Genomic DNA, 19,128 nt, shown 5'->3' with positions numbered 1-19,128 from the left:
TATGAAATTACTGTTCATTTCCCTTGGATGTGATAAGAATCTGGTAGATTCTGAGGAAATGCTTGGAATGCTTGCTGCAGACGGACATGAGATTGTTGATGATGAGGACGAAGCAGAGGTCATTATTGTCAATACCTGCTGTTTTATCGGTGATGCCAAAGAAGAAAGTGTAAATACCATTCTTGAAATGGCAGAGAAGAAAAAGGCAGGTACCTGCAAGGTGCTGATCGTTACCGGCTGCATGGCACAGCGTTACAAGAAAGAAATTTCAGAGGAAATACCTGAAGTGGATGCCATTCTTGGTACAACCTCTTACGGCGATATCAGCAAGGCTGTAAAGGAAGCCCAGGCAGGTAGACACTTTGAAGAGTACAAGAGCATTGATTTTCTTCCGGATATTTCCGGCAAGCGTATGTTGACCACAGGTGGACATTTTGCATATCTGAAAATTGCAGAAGGCTGTGACAAGCATTGTACCTACTGTATTATCCCCAGACTCCGGGGCGGCTACAGAAGCGTGCCTATGGAGCAGCTCGTAAAAGAAGCCCGGTCTCTTGCTGAAAAAGGGGTGAAAGAGCTGATTCTGGTTGCCCAGGAGACCACTGTATATGGCAAGGACATCTATGGAAAGAAATCTCTTCATGTCCTTTTAAAGGAGCTTTGCAAAATAAAGGGAATCCGCTGGATCCGTATTTTGTACTGTTACCCGGAAGAGATTTATGATGAGCTGATTCAGACTATGAAGGAAGAGAAGAAGATCTGTCATTATCTGGATCTTCCGATCCAGCATGCAAGTGACCGTGTGCTGAAACGCATGGGCCGCCGTACCACCAAGCAGGAGTTGGTGGATATTATTGGCAGGCTGCGCCGGGAGATCCCGGATATTTTCCTTCGTACAACCCTGATCAGTGGTTTTCCTGGAGAGACACAGGAAGACCACGAAGAACTGATGGAGTTTGTGGATGAGATCGAGTTTGACCGCCTTGGTGTTTTCCCATACTCTGCTGAGGAGGATACCCCGGCAGCCACTATGGAAGATCAGATTCCGGAGGAGGTCAAGGAAGCCAGACGCGATGAGATCATGGAACTTCAGCAGGAAATTTCTCTTGAAAAGGGTGAGAGCCGCGTTGGTCAGGTGCTGACTGTTATGATCGAGGGCAAAGTATCCGGAGAGAGTGCGTACATCGGACGCACCTACGGAGATGCGCCGAAGGTCGATGGATATATTTTTGTACAGACTGGCGAACTTCTCATGACAGGAGATTTTGCGAGAGTCCGGGTTACCGGAGCTTTGGAGTACGATTTGATAGGAGAGCTGGAAGATGAATACACCGAATAAACTGACTATTGCCAGAATGATCCTGGTACCGTTTTTTGTATTATTTATTCTGACTGGCTGGGGCGGAGATGCCAACCGCTATATCTGCCTTGCTATTTTTGTAGTGGCAAGTATTACGGACTGGTTTGACGGTTATCTTGCCCGCAAGAATAATCTGGTTACCAATTTTGGTAAATTCATGGATCCTCTTGCTGACAAGCTTCTTGTTTGTTCTGCACTGATCTGCATGATCGAGCTTGACCGCCTGCCGGCATGGTTCGTGATCATTATCATTGCAAGAGAATTTATTATCAGTGGCTTCAGACTGATCGCTGCCGAGAACGGCGTTGTCATCGCTGCAAACTACTGGGGCAAATTTAAAACTGTATCCCAGATGGTCATGATCATTCTTCTGATCCTGAACTTTGGGGGAGTTTTTGAAATACTGACACAGATTTTTGTATGGGTATCACTTGCTCTGACGGTGATCTCTCTGATCACGTATATTGTGCAGAATAAGAATGTAATTTCCATGCAGGAATAAAATAGTCACTGCCCGCGGAATGCTTTTGCGTGCAGTGCGTGTGAATATCTGAATGTAAACCAGCCAGCATCTTTGTAAGCAGAGATGTTGGCCTTTTTCAAACATGCTCTGGAAAAGAGGTATATAAAAATGATTGCAGAACTTGTAGCTGTAGGAACTGAGATTTTGCTGGGAAACATTGTAAACACCAACAGCGCATATCTTTCTGAGAAATGTGCCCAGCTGGGACTTTCTGTTTACTATGAGTCTGTTGTGGGAGATAATCGCGACCGAATGAAAGCTGTGATCGCATCTGCCCTTGACAGATCTGATGTGGTAATTCTTTCAGGAGGTCTTGGACCAACTGAGGATGATCTGACTAAGGAAGTATGTGCTGAGGTAATGGGACTTCCTCTTTCTGAAGATCCTCATTCCCGTAAGCGTATTGAGCGCTATATGAAGGAATATAAGAAGAATCATCCGGACAGACGTGTGACCTCCAATAATTATAAGCAGGCGCAGGTTCCGGAAGGCGCTGTTGTGCTTGATAACCACAACGGTACAGCGCCTGGTCTGATCCTTGAGAAAAACGGTAAGACTGCCATTCTTCTTCCGGGACCTCCTAACGAGCTGATCCCTATGTTTGAGGAGTCTGTTTTCCCATATCTTCGCAAGAAACAGCCGGAGATCATCTGCTCCCAGGTTGTGAAGATCTGTGGAATCGGTGAGAGCCAGGTGGCTGCCGATATTCAGGATATGATCGAGGCCCAGACAAATCCAACGCTTGCCCCATATGCAAAGACAGGAGAGGTTCATCTCCGTATTACAGCCAAGGGTGAGGATGAGAAATCCTGCAAGAAGCTGATCAAACCTGTAGTAAAGGAACTTCAAAAGCGATTCGGCAAAAATGTATTTGCCCTGGATGCGGACAAAACGCTGGAAGAATCTGTTGTGGATCTGCTGAAGGAGAAAGAATTAACTCTATCTCTTGCAGAATCCTGTACAGGTGGTGCCATTGCTGCCCGCATTGTAAATGTTCCAGGTGCTTCCCAGGTGTTTACCCATGGATTTGTTACTTACAGCAACCGTGCCAAGAGAGAATGCCTTGGGGTGAAGAAATCCACGTTGAAAACAGTAGGAGCTGTTTCTGCAAAATGTGCCAGACAGATGGCAAAGGGCGGCTGCGCAGCTTCAGGAGCTGATATCTGTCTTTCTGTTACCGGCCTTGCAGGCCCGGATGGCGGAACCAGTGAGACTCCTGTTGGAACCGTGTTTATGGGTTGCTGCTGCAATGGACATACGGTTACCCGGGAATATCATTTTACCGGAAACAGGACCAAAATCCGTCAGCAGGCTGTTGCCAGTGCACTGGTGCTGCTTCGCGAGTGCATGATGGGAGAAGTTGAGGAGTAAGTTTTCTTAATCGCAGAAAATGCTTTACTTCATCATCTTCATCAGGTTTACCACTTTATCAAGCTTTGCACGTTCCCGTGGGCTTTTTCCCATTTTCAAAACCTCGATGATGGTATTGATTTCATTACTGTTAAAGTTCAGACCGGCATTTCTCCCCTGGGAAGCTGCATTCATAATAAAGGGCAGCAGATCAGAGGGAGATTTTCCGGCTCCTTGCCGGGCCATCTGCTGGAGCATGTCAAGCTTGTTTTTGTCTATATCTGCAAGCTTTGGATTATCCTGCCAGTTGTCATCCATATGGAATCATTCCTTTCTTATATAGTAATGCTGCCAATCGGCGACATGTCCGTTTTGAATGAAATTTTTCTGTTTTTACTGTCGTTCTTCTTCGCAATTATCTTCTGGAGATGGTTCATTCATCATCCTCAGCATTTCTGCCATGGTCATCATATTGGTGATCTGATCCAGAGTCTTTCGTATATCTCCAAAACAGTAGCGGCGCAGGTCGTTTATGACTTCAAGAGGCTGGGCAGGGGCTGCTGCAGCCTGTATATGCATGGCTTCTGACGGCTTTGTAAAAAGAGCGACTGTATTGGAAAGTTCCCTGGCTTTTGCAAAAACGGACAGAAACTGTTGCTGCCTGGGTGGAAAATAGGGGATGAGAGCTTTTAACAGCTGTCCCTGGTCAGTTCCCACCATCTGATCCAGAGCTGTCTGGGCAATATATTCCTGATCCATAAAAATCCCTTTTCTATATCTATGTTGTTGTTATTAAAATATGACGACGGTTTGAAAACGGTGAAATCTTCTGCAAATTGTGACGCACATTCTGCAGAAAGCATTTTTCAAACACGCTCTGACATCTGTAACATATTCTATAGCAGGGGGATGTATGAATTTCCCGCAAAGTCAGGAGGGAAAGTTATGAGAAGAGAAAATGAAAAGCTTATTATAGATGGAAATGCCATATACGAGCTGGATCTGGAATGTGTGCGAAAGAAGCAAGGAAAACAGGAAGGAAATGGCAGGTGTGTGGAGCAGTCAGAAGAAAGAAGGCAGTCCGCAAACCATACCGGGGATTAAAGACAATTTGCAGGAGAGAGTTTCTACCCAGAGCGTGGTTGAAAAAGAAACAAGGAAACGTAAGAATGCTTTTAGAATATGCCTGAAAAAGGGGACAGGGGAAAATTCCCGCTGTCCCGATTTTTTTGAAAAGGACTGAGAAGACAGCCCTTTTTCATATGTGGGAAACTCAGATCAGCAGCCGCAGCCATTCCCCCATCCACCGCAGAGAAGCAGAAGGATGATAATGATCCAGCAGCAGTCACCATTTCCGTTGCCACAGCTGTTGTTGCAGCCAATACCGTTGCCGCCGCATGCGCAAAGAAGAATGATGATCCAGAGAATATTGCATCCACAGGAGCCGTTCCCAAAGGAAAGCCCACATCCATTGTCACATCCGCAGCCATTATTACAACCGCAGTTACCACATCCGCAACCGGATCTTTCCTCGCCGCAGCCACAGTTTGTAGCAGCTAAATCACTCATGCTGTTACCTCCAGAAAATGTTTACAGTTCATCATATGGAGGGGACAGGGGGTGTGTGACAAAGCAGTTGACAGAAAAGAGAAATTTGGCTATAATAAACTGAAACGTAATATTTCTGTAATCTTTGAAAAGAATTCGACATAAAATATATAAAACAAGGATTGATTTGTTAAGAATTAAGTCTGCGAAGCAAACGCTGTTTTTTGTGAACAAAGTTCACAGAAAACCCGAGAATCTCAGCGCGAAATCATGCGAATGCATGATTTCTGTGCATCGCGAAGCGTGTTACTGGTCACGGAGTAAACAGTAACTGTTTGTGAAAAGCAGAGGTGGGAAAGCTTCGGAATTAGTCAGGTCAAAGAGAGGAAAATGCTATGATAAAAGAAGAGAGAAACAGAAAGCAAAGTCTGGCTCTGGTGCTGCTTGTGATTGCCACATTATGTACGGTTTTTCTGATGACAAGGGATGTTCAGGCTGCGAAAGCCGGATTTAAGACTATAAACGGCAAGACCTACTACATAACAGCCAGCGGAGCCAAGCAGAAAGGCTGGCTGACTCTGAAAGGCAAGAAATACTATTTTAATAAAAAAACAGGCGTACAGTTAAAAGGCTGGCAAAAAGACAGTAAGGGCAGAAACATCCGGTATTTTACCAAGGGAAAAGGTGTGATGGCCACCGGTTTTCTGAAGAGCGGAACCGTAACCCGTTATTTCAGACCTTCCAATGGTAAGCTTGTCCGCGGCTGGCTGACCTTAAAGGGTAAGAAATATTATTTTACCAGCGGAACCGGCGCTATGGTAAAGGGCTGGCAGACCACAGCTAAGAAAGAGAAACGTTATTTCAAGAGCAATGGTCAGATGCTTACCGGCTGGTTCACGGATTCTAAGGGATATACCCGCTATTTTAATACTAGCACAGGTATTATGTATACCGGACTTAAGACTGTAGATGGAAATATCTATTATTTTTCCAAGACCAGCGGAGTCCGTTATCAGAAAGGCTTTGGTAAGGTTGGAAGCAAGCGGTATTATTTTAGTACCACAGATGGCAAAGCGCAGACCGGCTGGCTGAGTCTGGATGGAAACAGCTATTATTTTGGAACAACAGGCGTGATGTACGTAAACACTACAGCTTCCATTGGAGGAAAGACCTACGCGTTTGATTCCAATGGTGTTGCTTCCGAGAAACAGGATTCAGGAAAGGATGACAATGACAGCAGTATTACCTTTACCTGGTATGATGAGAAACGTGGCCGCAATTTTACTATTATGAAGGAGCTTAAGAGTCATCCGGGAGTTGCAGATGGAACCAAGTCTGATCTTGATATTCTGGCAGCTGTCTGCGAGGCTGAGGCAGGAGACCAGGGAATTGCAGGTATGAAGGCAGTTGCTCTCTGCCTTTTGAACAGAACTCTGGACAAGGAGTTTCCGTCCAGTGTCCGTTATGTGCTTTACCAGGGAACTACCTTCCCCCAGTATTCAGTCGTGACAAACAACCAGTTGCTGAAACGTCTGAATGGTCAGTTTATTGACCGTGCAAGCGCTTATGAAGCTGCCCAGCAGGCACTTGACAGTTTTAATGCTTATGTGCTGAATGGTACACCGCGTACAGTAAGCGGAATCAAGGCCAAAGATTTTAATTATAAGTATTTTATGATGACTTCTGCATTCTGGAAACAGCCATTGAATTTTAAAAAGGTTGTATATGAGACATACAAGGATCATACATTTTTTGTGGACTGGGTATAAAGGTAGCTATACAGATGTAGAAACAGTATAAATGATAATAGCAAACTTTACCGCGGTGAGTTGCTAAAATACAAAGCTAAAATCCTTGACAAAAACAGACAGCCTTTGTATACTTGCAAGTATTAAATGAGAAAGGCTTTGAAGGGAACAAGTAGCTTTGGAAAGAGCACACAGAGAGCTGCCGGATGGTGAGAGGCGCGTGCAGAGATCCATTGTGAATACATCCCGGAGCTTTGCACCGAACGGTTTTGAAGTGGCAGAGACAGCAGCGGACAGGCGCTTGTGATTGATTGCAGAAATCCAGTAGGCTGTGACGGAGTGGCATACGTTATCATGCCGGGGTGATAATTCTGAAGAGTATTTGAAGACATTTATTTTTGGACAGTATTGTCTGTGGGGATAATCGTCTGGAAGAAATTTTCAGTATGGTCACTTATCGAGGCAGAAAGTGCGAGCTTTCTGTAAATTTAGGTGGTAACGCGGGACCCGGTTCTCGTCCTAAAGGGGCATGAGAACCGGGCTTTTTATATTTGCAGCGGCTTTTTTCGTGAAGAGAGAATAAGCAGCTCATATATCTATTTTACAGGAGGAAAATAAAATGACAGTTTGGGAAGAACTGAAAGCCAGAGGCCTGATCGCCCAGGTAACAGACGAAGATGAGATTAAAGAAATGGTAAATAACGGAAAGGCAACTTTCTATATTGGATTTGACCCAACCGCAGACAGCCTTCATGTAGGACATTTCATGGCACTTTGCCTGATGAAACGTCTGCAGATGGCAGGGAACAGACCAATCGCCCTTCTTGGCGGCGGAACCGGTATGATCGGTGACCCATCCGGAAGAACCGACATGCGCCAGATGCTAACGAAAGAGACCATCCAGCATAACATTGACTGTTTCAAGAAACAGATGGAGCGTTTCATCGACTTTTCTGATGGAAAGGCACTTATGGTAAACAATGCAGAATGGCTGATGAACCTGAATTATGTGGAGCTTTTACGTGAGGTTGGAGCTCACTTTTCTGTTAACCGTATGCTTACAGCAGAGTGCTACAAACAGCGTATGGAAAGAGGCTTAAGCTTCCTGGAATTTAACTACATGATCATGCAGAGCTATGACTTCTATATGCTGTACCAGAAATACGGCTGCAATATGCAGTTCGGTGGCGATGACCAGTGGAGCAACATGCTTGGCGGTACTGAGCTGATTCGCCGTAAGCTTGGAAAAGACGCATATGCTATGACAATCACCCTTCTTCTTAACTCAGAAGGTAAGAAAATGGGTAAAACACAGTCTGGTGCTGTCTGGCTGGATCCAAATAAGACATCTCCATTCGATTTCTACCAGTACTGGAGAAATGTGGACGACGCAGATGTTATCAAATGCATGAAGCTTCTTACCTTCCTTCCGCTGGAAGAAATCCAGGAGATGGAGAAATGGGAAGGCAGCCAGCTGAACAAGGCAAAAGAGATCCTTGCATTCCAGCTTACCGAGCTTGTTCATGGAACAGAGGAAGCGAAGAAGGCAGAGGCTGGTGCCAAGGCACTTTTTGCAGGCGGAGCTGATACAGAGCATATGCCGACCACTGAGCTTGCAGCAGAGGATTTTGACGAAGAAGGCAATATCGACCTAATCAGCCTTCTTGTAAAATCTGCTCTTGTAACAACCCGTTCCGAGGGAAGAAGAGCCATCGAGCAGGGCGGCGTTTCCGTTGACGGTGAGAAAGTGACGGACATCAGACATGTACTTTCCAAAGACGCTCTCACAGGTGACGGTATTGTCCTTAAGAGAGGAAAGAAGAAATTTAATAAAGTATTTGTAAAATAAGATCATAAAAGGGGACCAGATACGCTCTAAATCTGATCGTTGATGCGAAAACAGATTTTGTACTGGTCCCTGACCTGTGTAAAAAAATATTTTGACCGTGATAAAGATATATGCTATCATATAGACCATGCAAGCATTCCAATAAGAGGAATGCACGTTATTGTTTACAGTAACGAAAGTACTTCTTTATTGCGTAGGAGGAGAATTGAAATGAAGAAATACGGAGTAAACGAACTTCGAAAAATGTTTCTGGATTTCATGGAAAGCAAGGGACATCTTGTTCTGAAAAGCTTTTCATTGGTTCCACAGGGCGATAAAAGTGTCCTGCTGATCAATGCAGGAATGACACCACTGAAACCATATTTCACAGGAGCAGAGAAACCACCACGTACAAGAGTCAGTACCTGTCAGAAATGTATCCGTACAGGTGATATTGAGAATGTAGGTAAGACTGCACGTCACGGTACATTCTTTGAAATGCTTGGTAATTTCTCTTTTGGAGATTACTTTAAAAGAGAGGCCATTCACTGGTCATGGGAGTTCCTGACTGAGGTGGTAGGTCTGGATGCCAGCCGTCTTTATCCGTCTGTTTATCTGGAGGATGATGAGGCTTTCGATATCTGGAATAAAGAGATCGGAATTCCGGCAGAGCGTATTTTCAAATTTGGCAAAGAGGATAACTTCTGGGAGCACGGCGCAGGTCCATGCGGTCCATGTTCCGAGATTTACTATGACCGTGGAGAAAAATATGGCTGCGGCAAGCCGGGATGTACAGTAGGCTGTGACTGCGACCGTTACATGGAAGTATGGAACAACGTATTTACCCAGTTTGAGAATGACGGAAATGGCAATTATACAACTCTGAAACAGAAGAATATTGATACCGGTATGGGTCTTGAGCGTCTGGCTGTTGTTGTCCAGGACGTAGATTCCATTTTCGATGTAGATACCATCTGTTCCCTTCGTAACCTGGTAAGTAGGATTTCCGGCAAACCGTATGGGGTACATCATGAGGACGATGTTTCCATCCGTCTGATCACAGACCATATCCGTTCCGCGACATTCATGATCTCCGATGGTATTATGCCTACCAATGAAGGACGTGGATATGTACTTCGCCGTCTGATCCGCCGTGCTGCAAGACACGGAAGACTTCTGGGAATTGAGGGCAACTTCCTTGCTACTTTAAGTGCAGAAGTAATTGACGGTTCCAAGGATGGATATCCGGAACTGGAAGAAAAGAAAGAATTTATCTTCAACGTTCTCACCAACGAGGAGAACCAGTTCGGTAAGACCATCGACCAGGGACTTCGTATCCTGGCTGATATGGAAGAGGCTATGAATGCAGCTGGAGAGAAGACTCTTTCCGGTGAAAACGCATTTAAATTATATGATACTTACGGATTCCCTCTTGATCTGACCAAGGAGATCCTTGAGGAGAAGGGCTACGAGATCGACGAGGAAGGCTTCAAGACTGCTATGGATGAGCAGAGAGAGAAAGCACGTTCCTCCCGTGAGGTAACCAACTATATGGGAGCTGACGCTACTGTATATGACCAGATTGATACTTCTGTTACCACAGAGTTTGTTGGATACGATCACCTTTCCTTTGAATCTCCGGTTACTGTTCTTACCACAGAAGCTGAGATCGTAGATTCCCTGATGGAAGGACAGAAGGGTACTGTTTTCGTAGAGAAAACACCTTTCTATGCAACTATGGGTGGTCAGGTTGGAGATACCGGTGTGATCGAGACTGCAAATGGCAAATTCATCGTAGAAGATACCATCAAGCTTCGCGGCGGCAAATTCGGTCATGTAGGATATATGGAATCTGGCATGATTTCCAAGGGAGAGACCGTTTCTCTGAAAGTAAATGTTGCTGCAAGAAAAGATATTGAGAAGAACCACAGTGCGACACATCTTCTTCAGAAAGCTCTGAAAGAAGTTCTTGGTTCTCATGTAGAGCAGAAGGGTTCTCTTGTAACTGCTGACAGACTTCGTTTCGACTTTGCCCACTTTACAGCTATGACTGCTGAGGAAATCGGTAAAGTTGAAAAAATTGTAAATGAGCAGATTCAGGCAGCACTTGATGTTCACACCGATATCATGGATGTAGAGGAAGCTAAGAAATCTGGTGCTATGGCACTGTTCGGTGAGAAATATTCCCAGAAGGTACGTGTGGTATCTATGGGTGATTTTTCCAGAGAGCTCTGTGGTGGTACCCATGTTGCAAATACAAGCTCCATCATGCTGTTTAAGATTGTTTCTGAGTCCGGTATCGCAGCAGGTGTCCGCCGTATTGAGGCACTGACCGGAAACGGGGTTCTGGAATACTATAAGAAGCAGGAAGCACTTCTTCACGAGGCTGCCAAGGCTCTGAAAACAACCCCTTCCGAGATGATTGAGAAGATCACACATCTTCAGGGTGAGGTGAAGGCTCTTGCAAGTGAGAATGAATCTCTGAAGAGCAAACTGGCTCAGGGTGCTCTGGGAGATGTTATGAATCAGGTTGTAGAAGTAAAAGGTGTGAAACTCCTTGCTGCCAAGGTAGAGGGCGTTGACATGAACGGACTTCGTGATCTTGGTGACCAGCTGAAAGAGAAGCTTGGCGAGGGCGTCGTTGTCCTTGCTGCAGTAAATGAGGGCAAGGTGAACCTTCTTGCAATGGCTACTGATTCTGCACAGAAAGCAGGAGCACATGCAGGAAACCTGATCAAAGCTGTTGCTGCAATCGTTGGCGGCGGCGGTGGCGGACGTCCGAATATGGCTCAGGCTGGTGGAAAGAATCCGGAGAAGGCAGGCGAGGCAATCGAAGCAGCAGCCGGAATCCTGGAAGGACAGATTCACTAAAAAACACTCAAAATTTTGTCAAAAATTTTTGTAAAATTAAACCAAAAGTTGTTGACGAATCCCGAGTGCATGATATATAATAATGTTCGTGCAAGAAAAATACCCAGACAGTTGTATTTTAGCACAATCTACAACTGGAGGGAGGTTAGGTGTGAGTCTATGTCAAACGTTATCGTAAAAGAAAACGAGACTTTAGATAGCGCTCTTCGCAGATTCAAGAGAAGCTGTGCAAAAGCAGGTATCCAGCAGGAAATCCGCAAAAGAGAGCATTACGAGAAACCAAGCGTTCGTCGTAAGAAAAAATCTGAAGCCGCAAGAAAACGTAAATATAATTAATTGTGCGCAAAAATCCCTGGCTGCATTCAGTCAGGGATTTTTAAATCCCGCAATATCTTCAAATTTGGCTCATTGTCTTCAGGGAAGAACTGATTTTTATATATGGTGATATCGCTGGCTGACCACATGTCCGTTTTGTTGCTGACCGGTGTATGAAGGAGAAAATATAAACTTATGATGATTTTGAAAAAAATAGCCAAGCTTCTGTTTAACCGGGTATTTTATGTAATATTTGCCATGGCGGTGCAGCTTGGCTGGCTGTTGACTATATTTCTGCGTCTTGCAGGATATTCCAGATATATGTCTTTTATTCTGGATGTTATCAGTATTCTGGTTGTTCTGAAAATTGTGAATCGAAAGATAAACCCCTCGTATAAACTGGCATGGACGATGTTGATCCTGTGCCTGCCAATTTTTGGCCTTGTTTTGTATCTTGTATTTGGACGTTCCAGAATTGCTGCTTATATGCAGGATCAATTTAATGAGATGCTGATGAAGTCCGGTAATCTTTTACAGACAGATCCTGAAATACATGATCTTCTGGAGGCAGAAGATATATCTGCATGCAACCAGTCGGATTATATATATCATAATGCAGGTTATCCTATTCACGGAAATACTACCGCAGAATATTTCCAGGTTGGAGATGACATGTTCCCGGTTCTTGTAAGGGAACTGGAGCAGGCACAGCATTATATTTTTATTGAGTATTTTATAATCCATGATGGAGTAATGTGGAGAACCATACTGGATATACTGGAGAGGAAGGTTCAGGAAGGTGTGGATGTCCGTCTGATTTATGATGACATGGGATGTCTTACCACGCTCCCTCATAAATATTATGAAACCATGAGATCCAAAGGAATCAAGTGTCAGGTGTTCAATCCTTTCCGTCCGATCTTGAATATTATCCAGAATAACCGTGACCATCGGAAATTCTGTATTATTGATGGATATGTGGGATTTACCGGTGGTGTAAATCTGGCAGATGAGTATATCAACCAGAAGGAGCGCTTTGGACACTGGAAGGACACTGCGGTTATGCTGAAGGGGGAAGCTGTCTGGAACATGACTGCCATGTTCCTTCATATGTGGAATGTGATTACCAATAACCGTGAGGATCATTCACTTGAGAAATATCTGCCTCATGTATGGCATCCGGAGGCATTTGAAGGGGATGGATATATTCAGCCGTTTTGTGATTCTCCGCTGGATAACGAGACTGTTGGAGAGAATGTTTATCTGAATATTATCAATCGTGCAAAAAGGTATGTGTATATCTGTACACCCTATCTTGTTATTGACAATGAGATGATGACTGCTCTTTGTCTCGCAGCAAAAAGTGGTGTGGATGTCCGTCTGATGACACCTGGGATTCCAGACAAAAAATTGGTATTTCTTCTTACCCAGTCTTACTACGAGCAGCTTCTGGAAGCAGGAGTGAAAATCTATGAATATCAGCCGGGATTTTTACATGCCAAGTCCTTTGTATGTGATGACGAGATCGCTGTTGTGGGAACCATCAATCTGGACTACCGGAGCTTGTATCTTCACTTTGAGGATGGTGTATGGATCTATCGGAATCAGGTGATTTATGATATTAAAAAGGATTTCACAGATACCCTGGAATATTGTAATCCGGTATCTTTGGAATTCTGTCGTGGAAGAAATATTGCAGTGCGGGCGATGCAGAGTATTCTAAGGTTATTTGCACCGATGCTGTAGAGCGTGTTCAAAAAGGGGTTTCTGCAAATTGAGGCGTATAGATTGCGGAAATGATTTTTCAAACACGCTCTAAACCTTATGCAGAATGAGTATATAGATGATGCCCCTTACCTGCGGCATTGCCATATATAAATCAGGAGGTCAGATATGAGAAAAGAGATAAAGAAACAGCTTCAGACGATTATGGATCAGGCAGTAAAGGATAATCAGATTGCCGGTATGAATATGATGGTAATAAAGGACGGCCAGGAGGAAGCCTATCTTCAGTGTGGCTATGCGGATAAAGCAAATGGGAAAATGATTGAACGGGATACCATATTCCGTCTTTTTTCCATGACGAAACCGATTACAGCGGCAGCGGCCATGATTTTATTTGAAAGAGGAGTAATTGATCTGGCAGATCCGGTTTCCAGATATATTCCGGGATTTGCAGACCAGATGGTGTCTGTACCTGGCGGACTGGCACCAGTATGGCATAATGTAACGGTTTATCATTTGTTGTCTATGACCAGTGGTTTGACTTATGGCGGAAACAGCAGTGCCGCAGAGTTTGCCGTTGGAAATGTGATGGAAGAAATACATGCACGTCTGAATACAGAGCATCCCATGACAACACTGGAATTTGCAGATAAGATCGGCAGATGTCCTTTGGAGTTTCAGCCCGGAGAGCGCTGGAAGTATGGGGTATCCGCAGATATTCTGGCAGCAGTGGTGGAGAAGGCTTCCGGCATGAAATACGGTGAATTTCTTAAGAAAGAGCTTTTTGTGCCTTTGGGAATGAAAGATACAGATTTCTATGTTCCAGGTGAGAAGCTGGACAGACTGGCCATGACTTATGAGCAGACTGCCGGTGAAATGAAAGAATTCCGTGACAACAGTCTGGGAATCCGTCTTTCCATGGACGTACCGCCTGTTTATGAAGCCGGAGGGGCAGGGCTTGTTTCCACCATTGAGGATTATTCCAGATTTGCGGCTATGCTGATAAACAAAGGCAGCTTCCAGGGCAGACAGATCCTTAAGCCTGCTTCTGTGGAATATATGACCACCCACAAGCTTATAGCATGTCAGCAGGAGTGGTTTGAAAAATGGTGGGAGATGAATGGATATTCTTATGGAAATCTGATGCGTGTGATGACGGATCCGTGGAAGGCACCCTTTGCATGCTGTGAGGGTGAATATGGCTGGGATGGCTGGCTTGGCTGCTATTTCGCCAATTTTCCCAAGGAGAATATGACGATTCTTATGATGATGCAGAAGAAAGATGCAGGGACATTTGATCTTACAAGGAAGCTGAGAAATGTGCTGCTTCTTGGAATGTAATATAAAGAGGAATTTGAGTTATGCCTAGAATTTATGCAGACAATGCAGCAACCACAAAAATAAGTCAGACAGCAATGAAGGCTATGATTTCTGCAATGGAGAATAGTTACGGAAATCCGTCCAGTATTCATCAGATTGGGATGGCAGCAAATGATGCCTTACAGACGGCGAGAGAGCAGATCGCACGTTGCCTTGGCTGTATGCCGAAAGAGATTTTTTTTACATCAGGTGGGACAGAATCAGATAATCAGGCAATTGTGTCAGCGGCTATGCTTGGGGCGAAACAGAATAAGAGGCATATTATTTCTACTGCGTTTGAGCATCATGCGGTGCTTCATACTCTGAGAAGGCTGAAGGAGCAGGGATTTGAGATTCAGCTTCTGGATGTGGGTGCAGAGGGGAATATTACAGCTGCTCAGGTGGAAGAAGCAATTCGGCTGGATACCTGTCTGGTTACGGTTATGTTTGCTAATAATGAAATTGGCTCTGTTCTTCCTATAGCGGAAATTGGAGAAGTCTGTCGTGCTCACGGGGTGCTTTTTCACACAGATGCAGTGCAGGCAGCAGGACATATCCCGGTAAATGTGAAGAAACAGAATATTGATATGTTATCTCTTTCCGCACATAAATTTCATGGTCCAAGAGGAATCGGTGCATTGTATGTGAAACGGGGGATTGAACTGACTTCTCTTATGGAGGGCGGCGGCCAGGAGCGTGGAAAACGGCCAGGCACAGAGAATTTACCGGCAATTATGGGAATGGCAGCTGCTCTGAAAGAAGAGTGCACTTTGATGGAACAAAATGAAGCCAAGGTTATCGCCATGCGAGATCGTTTGATTCAGGGGCTTTCGCAGATTCCTTATAGTATACTGAATGGTTCCAGGGAGAAACGCTTGCCTGGTAATGTGAATTTCTGCTTTGAAGGTGTATCCGGTGAAAGCCTGCTGCTTCTTCTGGATAGCAGGGGAATCTGTGCTTCTTCCGGTTCTGCCTGCGCATCAGGTGCCCTGGATCCAAGCCATGTACTTCTTTCTCTTGGTCTCGCTCCTGAAATCGCCCAGGGTTCACTCAGAATCAGCCTTGACATTTCCAATACTGAGGAAGAAATCGATTATATGCTGGAAGTGATTCCCCAGGTGGTGGAACAACTCCGCGGAATGTCAGATGATTGGCGGAAAAAGCATTGCGAGGATTAAAAGAATCGTGTATGATACAAGATATGATTATTAGAATAGATTGCTATTTAGTTGATTAAAAGTTCGTCAGGAGGGACGCATTTGGACAATGTGTATTACTCACTCGCCGGCGCAACGCTCCAGCGAACTAATCGCTAACTGCGACTAATGCGTTCGGGAGAGCCCTCACGCATAAGTCTCCGTAAGCGCTGGATTTCGCTTACGCTAAGAGCGCGCCTGAAATGGCTCGCTGGAGTAATACACATTGCCCAAATGCTGTGTGTCGGCTGGGACTTAAACACATTAAATAGTAATAGTTTTCAGTTTTTATGAGGTATAAATATGGAATCAGACAATATGAAAAAAGCATTGATCGCCATGAGTGGCGGCGTAGATTCTTCAGTGGCCGCTTACCTGATGAAGGAGCATGGATATGACTGCATCGGTGTCACCATGAAGCTTTTCCAGAATGAAGATGCCGGTGTGAGCCGCAAAAAAAGCTGCTGTTCTCTGGATGATGTGGAGGATGCAAGGAGCGTAGCACATAATCTTGGAATCCCGTATTACGTGTTTAATTTCACCGCAGATTTTAAAAAACAAGTTATGGACCGCTTCGTAGCAGCCTATGAAAACGGTGCAACTCCCAACCCCTGCATTGACTGCAACCGCTACCTGAAATTCAACAGCCTTTACCATCGTGCAGAAGAATTAGGCTGTCACTATGTAGTAACCGGACACTATGCCAGAATTGAAAAGCGGGAAGATGGAAGATATCTTCTGAAAAAAGCAGCTGACCCTGCAAAAGACCAGAGTTATGTTCTTTACTCTCTTACTCAGGAGCAGCTGGCACACACCATGTTTCCACTTGGAGACATGAATAAACATCAGACCCGCATGATCGCAGACCAGCAGAATTTCTATAACGCAGATAAGCCGGACAGCCAGGATATCTGTTTTGTCCCAGATGGGGATTATGCTGGATTTATCCGCCGGTTTACAGGAAAAGACTATCCGGCAGGCGATTTTACAGATAAAGACGGAAATGTGCTTGGGCATCATAAAGGAATTATTGGCTACACGGTAGGTCAGCGAAAGGGGCTTGGTATTGCAGCCGGGAAGCCGGTTTACGTTACCAAAATCTGTCCGGCAGAGAACCGCGTGATTTTGGGAGATAATGAGGATTTGTTCCATCGCGAACTGGATGTGGAAGACTTTAATTTCATCTCCTTTGATACCCCGCCGGCAGAATTTCGCGCCAAAGCCAAGGTTCGTTACCGCCAGAAGGAGCAGTGGGCAACTGTAAAAGTTACTGGAGAACATAGTGTACACATCATTTTTGATGAGCCCCAGCGAGCTATCACCAAAGGGCAGGCAGCTGTGCTTTATGATGGAGACGTAGTCATTGGCGGCGGTGTGATCACGGGCTGATAAAATCCGAAATTGCATGATATCTGTTGAAAATATATTGATGTAAAACAACCGGAAGAAATATAGCTAGGTCTATATTAAATTCTGGTTGTTTTTTTGTTTATGCAGTCAGTTTACAAAAAATTAAGAATATATCTTTGTTTTATAGATGACTAACCCTATGGGAAAATGTTACAATAACCCATATCAGGCATCAAAGTGGAGCGTATAGATGATAGAATGCCTTTTCAAACACGCTCCAGGCAACTACAGTGAAATATTCAGAAATGGAGGTATATGTGGAAAAAAGAAAATTAATCAGAGAACTTCAGTCCCATCAGTCCGTCTTAAAGGAAAAAGCCAGGGAGAAAGCCAGAGAATCCATCAGCGCAGTGATTCCCATTGTACTGATCGTTTTTATACTTGGTTTTACCGTGGCTGCGTTATCTCCGGGCATCCTGGTGGAATTCCTGGTAGGATCTGTGCTTGTGATCCTGGGAATGATCTTTTTTTCCATGGGAGCAGAATTATCCATGACGCCCATGGGAGAACATGTGGGAGGCAGTATGCTTCGCACGAAAAAGTTAGGCTTTATTATAATTATCGGTTTTATTCTGGGCTTTATTATCACAATATCTGAACCAGATCTGCAGGTTCTTGCAGAACAGGTTTCTTCTGTGCCCAATCTGGTGCTGATCTTATCTGTGGCACTTGGTGTTGGTGCGTTTCTTGTTGTGGCCTTATTGCGTATCCTTTTTGGAATTGCGCTGCCGCCATTGTTATTCAGTTTCTATATTTTAGTATTTGTATTAGCCATGTTTGTTCCTGAGAATTTTCTGGCAGTGGCATTTGATTCCGGTGGAGTGACCACTGGACCTATGACGGTACCCTTTATTATGGCATTGGGTGTTGGTATTGCATCCATCCGTAATGATAAACATGCCGGAGATGATAGTTTCGGGCTTGTGGCTCTATGCTCCATTGGACCTATTTTGGCAGTTCTGATTCTGGGACTTTTGTACCACACGGAAGGCAGCGCTGCGCTGGAAGTGGTTTCTGAAGTGGAAAATTCGATAGAACTGGGAAAATTATTTGCAGTTGCACTGCCAAAATATTTTAAAGAGATCGCTGTATCCCTTTTCCCAATTATTGCTTTCTTCGGAATTTTCCAGATTGTTTCGCTGAAATTGAATAAAACTGTGCTGATCAAAATCTGTATCGGCTTATTTTATACATATATAGGACTTGTTCTGTTTCTTACCGGGGCAAATGTAGGCTTTATCCCAGCTGGAAATTACCTGGGGATGGTATTGGGAAATTTGCCTTATAACTGGATTCTTGTGCCTCTTGGAATGGTGATCGGTTACTTTATTGTAAAAGCCGAGCCTGCGGTATATGTGCTGATGAAGCAGGTTGAGGAGCTGACTGACGGTGCGATTTCCGGGAAATCCATACAGATTGGTCTGTCTGTGGGTGTGGCAGTCTCTGTTGGGATTTCCATGCTCCGGGTGCTGACTGGAATCTCCATTTTCTGTTTTCTGGTGCCAGGTTATGCCATTGCCTTAATCCTCAGCCTGTTTGTTCCCAAAATTTTTACGGCTATTGCATTTGACTCTGGTGGTGTTGCCTCTGGACCTATGACAGCCACCTTTCTCCTTCCGCTGGCGCAGGGAGCCTGTGAAGCTGTGGGTGGAAATATTGTGACAGATGCTTTTGGCGTAGTGGCAATGGTTGCTATGACGCCGCTTATTACTTTGCAGGTGCTAGGCTTGGTTTATCGGGTAAAAGGCGGCGAGCTTGGAGGCAAGGGGAAGAATTTGCCTGCGGACAAAATACCAGTGGAAGCTATACCAGTGGCGGAACTGTTTGAAGAACTGGAAGACACAGAAATTATAGAGTTATAGAAAATTAAGAAAATAGGGATTGAGTGTTGACTC

16 protein-coding genes and 1 pseudogene are annotated in these 19,128 nt (G+C 44.6%); 14 read left to right on the top strand and 3 right to left on the bottom strand.

The annotated features are described in order from the left end of the window. The first annotated feature begins 1 nt into the window (after position 1). The 3 genes from rimO to AB5642_RS01730 all read left to right on the top strand — a co-directional run bounded on the left by rimO (position 2) and on the right by AB5642_RS01730 (position 3,254). Complete coding sequence (gene rimO, locus AB5642_RS01740; RefSeq protein WP_118578016.1) at positions 2–1,339, top strand: 30S ribosomal protein S12 methylthiotransferase RimO; 1,338 nt, start codon at positions 2–4, stop codon at positions 1,337–1,339. Beyond that, positions 1,323–1,862: a CDP-diacylglycerol--glycerol-3-phosphate 3-phosphatidyltransferase gene (gene pgsA, locus AB5642_RS01735; RefSeq protein ID WP_173769071.1), complete on the top strand. Its 540-nt coding sequence runs from the start codon at positions 1,323–1,325 to the stop codon at positions 1,860–1,862. The genes rimO and pgsA overlap by 17 nt, the downstream gene beginning before the upstream one ends. Before the next feature lie 129 nt (positions 1,863–1,991). Continuing rightward, a complete protein-coding gene (locus tag AB5642_RS01730; RefSeq protein WP_173715951.1) occupies positions 1,992–3,254 on the top strand; it encodes a competence/damage-inducible protein A in 1,263 nt (420 codons plus the stop codon). 24 nt (positions 3,255–3,278) lie between these two features. Here the strand turns inward: AB5642_RS01730 and AB5642_RS01725 are convergent, their stop codons facing one another. Together AB5642_RS01725 and AB5642_RS01720 are read right to left on the bottom strand one after the other, a co-directional pair. Continuing rightward, positions 3,279–3,551 (bottom strand): hypothetical protein, encoded by a 273-nt coding sequence (locus AB5642_RS01725; RefSeq protein ID WP_173715952.1) that lies wholly within the window; start codon positions 3,549–3,551, stop codon positions 3,279–3,281. Positions 3,552–3,626: 75 nt separating this feature from the next. Then, positions 3,627–3,992 carry a hypothetical protein gene (locus AB5642_RS01720; protein ID WP_173769070.1) on the bottom strand — a complete coding sequence of 122 codons (366 nt, stop codon included), beginning with the start codon at positions 3,990–3,992 and terminating at the stop codon, positions 3,627–3,629. 21 nt (positions 3,993–4,013) lie between these two features. Here AB5642_RS01720 and AB5642_RS01715 point away from each other — a divergent pair. Both AB5642_RS01715 and AB5642_RS01710 read left to right on the top strand, forming a co-directional pair. Further along, positions 4,014–4,121 (top strand): annotated as a pseudogene (locus tag AB5642_RS01715) (DUF6783 domain-containing protein); the annotation flags it as partial. Positions 4,122–4,178: 57 nt separating this feature from the next. Continuing rightward, positions 4,179–4,337 (top strand): hypothetical protein, encoded by a 159-nt coding sequence (locus AB5642_RS01710; protein WP_173717738.1) that lies wholly within the window; start codon positions 4,179–4,181, stop codon positions 4,335–4,337. Between the two features lie 174 nt (positions 4,338–4,511). Here the strand turns inward: AB5642_RS01710 and AB5642_RS01705 are convergent, their stop codons facing one another. Next, positions 4,512–4,802 (bottom strand): hypothetical protein, encoded by a 291-nt coding sequence (locus tag AB5642_RS01705; RefSeq protein WP_118578021.1) that lies wholly within the window; start codon positions 4,800–4,802, stop codon positions 4,512–4,514. Positions 4,803–5,176: 374 nt separating this feature from the next. On the opposite strand from AB5642_RS01705, the gene AB5642_RS01700 reads away from it, so the two are divergent. From AB5642_RS01700 to AB5642_RS01660, 9 genes are all read left to right on the top strand, one after another. Beyond that, positions 5,177–6,550, top strand: a complete 1,374-nt coding sequence (locus AB5642_RS01700; protein WP_173769069.1) for a cell wall hydrolase — start codon at positions 5,177–5,179, stop codon at positions 6,548–6,550. Between the two features lie 598 nt (positions 6,551–7,148). Continuing rightward, positions 7,149–8,378 carry a tyrosine--tRNA ligase gene (gene tyrS, locus AB5642_RS01695; RefSeq protein WP_148461974.1) on the top strand — a complete coding sequence of 410 codons (1,230 nt, stop codon included), beginning with the start codon at positions 7,149–7,151 and terminating at the stop codon, positions 8,376–8,378. A gap of 210 nt (positions 8,379–8,588) precedes the next feature. Next, entirely contained in the window at positions 8,589–11,228 is a 2,640-nt protein-coding gene (gene alaS, locus AB5642_RS01690) for an alanine--tRNA ligase (protein WP_215661218.1), read from the top strand. 159 nt (positions 11,229–11,387) lie between these two features. Further along, positions 11,388–11,564 carry a 30S ribosomal protein S21 gene (gene rpsU / locus AB5642_RS01685; RefSeq protein ID WP_004222305.1) on the top strand — a complete coding sequence of 59 codons (177 nt, stop codon included), beginning with the start codon at positions 11,388–11,390 and terminating at the stop codon, positions 11,562–11,564. A 174-nt stretch (positions 11,565–11,738) separates the two neighbouring features. Further along, complete coding sequence (gene cls / locus AB5642_RS01680) at positions 11,739–13,289, top strand: cardiolipin synthase (protein WP_368371420.1); 1,551 nt, start codon at positions 11,739–11,741, stop codon at positions 13,287–13,289. A gap of 147 nt (positions 13,290–13,436) precedes the next feature. Further along, positions 13,437–14,609 (top strand): serine hydrolase, encoded by a 1,173-nt coding sequence (locus AB5642_RS01675; protein ID WP_195477876.1) that lies wholly within the window; start codon positions 13,437–13,439, stop codon positions 14,607–14,609. Between the two features lie 20 nt (positions 14,610–14,629). Continuing rightward, entirely contained in the window at positions 14,630–15,805 is a 1,176-nt protein-coding gene (locus tag AB5642_RS01670; RefSeq protein WP_118578024.1) for a cysteine desulfurase family protein, read from the top strand. Positions 15,806–16,126: 321 nt separating this feature from the next. Further along, on the top strand, positions 16,127–17,212 hold the full coding sequence (mnmA, locus tag AB5642_RS01665) for a tRNA 2-thiouridine(34) synthase MnmA (RefSeq protein ID WP_226815611.1): 1,086 nt from the start codon (positions 16,127–16,129) through the stop codon (positions 17,210–17,212). A 278-nt stretch (positions 17,213–17,490) separates the two neighbouring features. After that, complete coding sequence (locus AB5642_RS01660) at positions 17,491–19,095, top strand: DUF1538 domain-containing protein (RefSeq protein WP_330656213.1); 1,605 nt, start codon at positions 17,491–17,493, stop codon at positions 19,093–19,095. The last annotated feature ends 33 nt before the right edge of the window (positions 19,096–19,128 follow it).

This window comes from Ruminococcus sp. 1001136sp1_2201st1_G3_2201SCRN_220225, assembly GCF_040924365.1.
Lineage (GTDB): Bacteria > Bacillota > Clostridia > Lachnospirales > Lachnospiraceae > Blautia_A > Blautia_A faecis.
The sequence above is the reverse complement of the archived record's forward strand: the minus strand, read 5'-3'. Positions and strand labels throughout refer to the sequence as shown.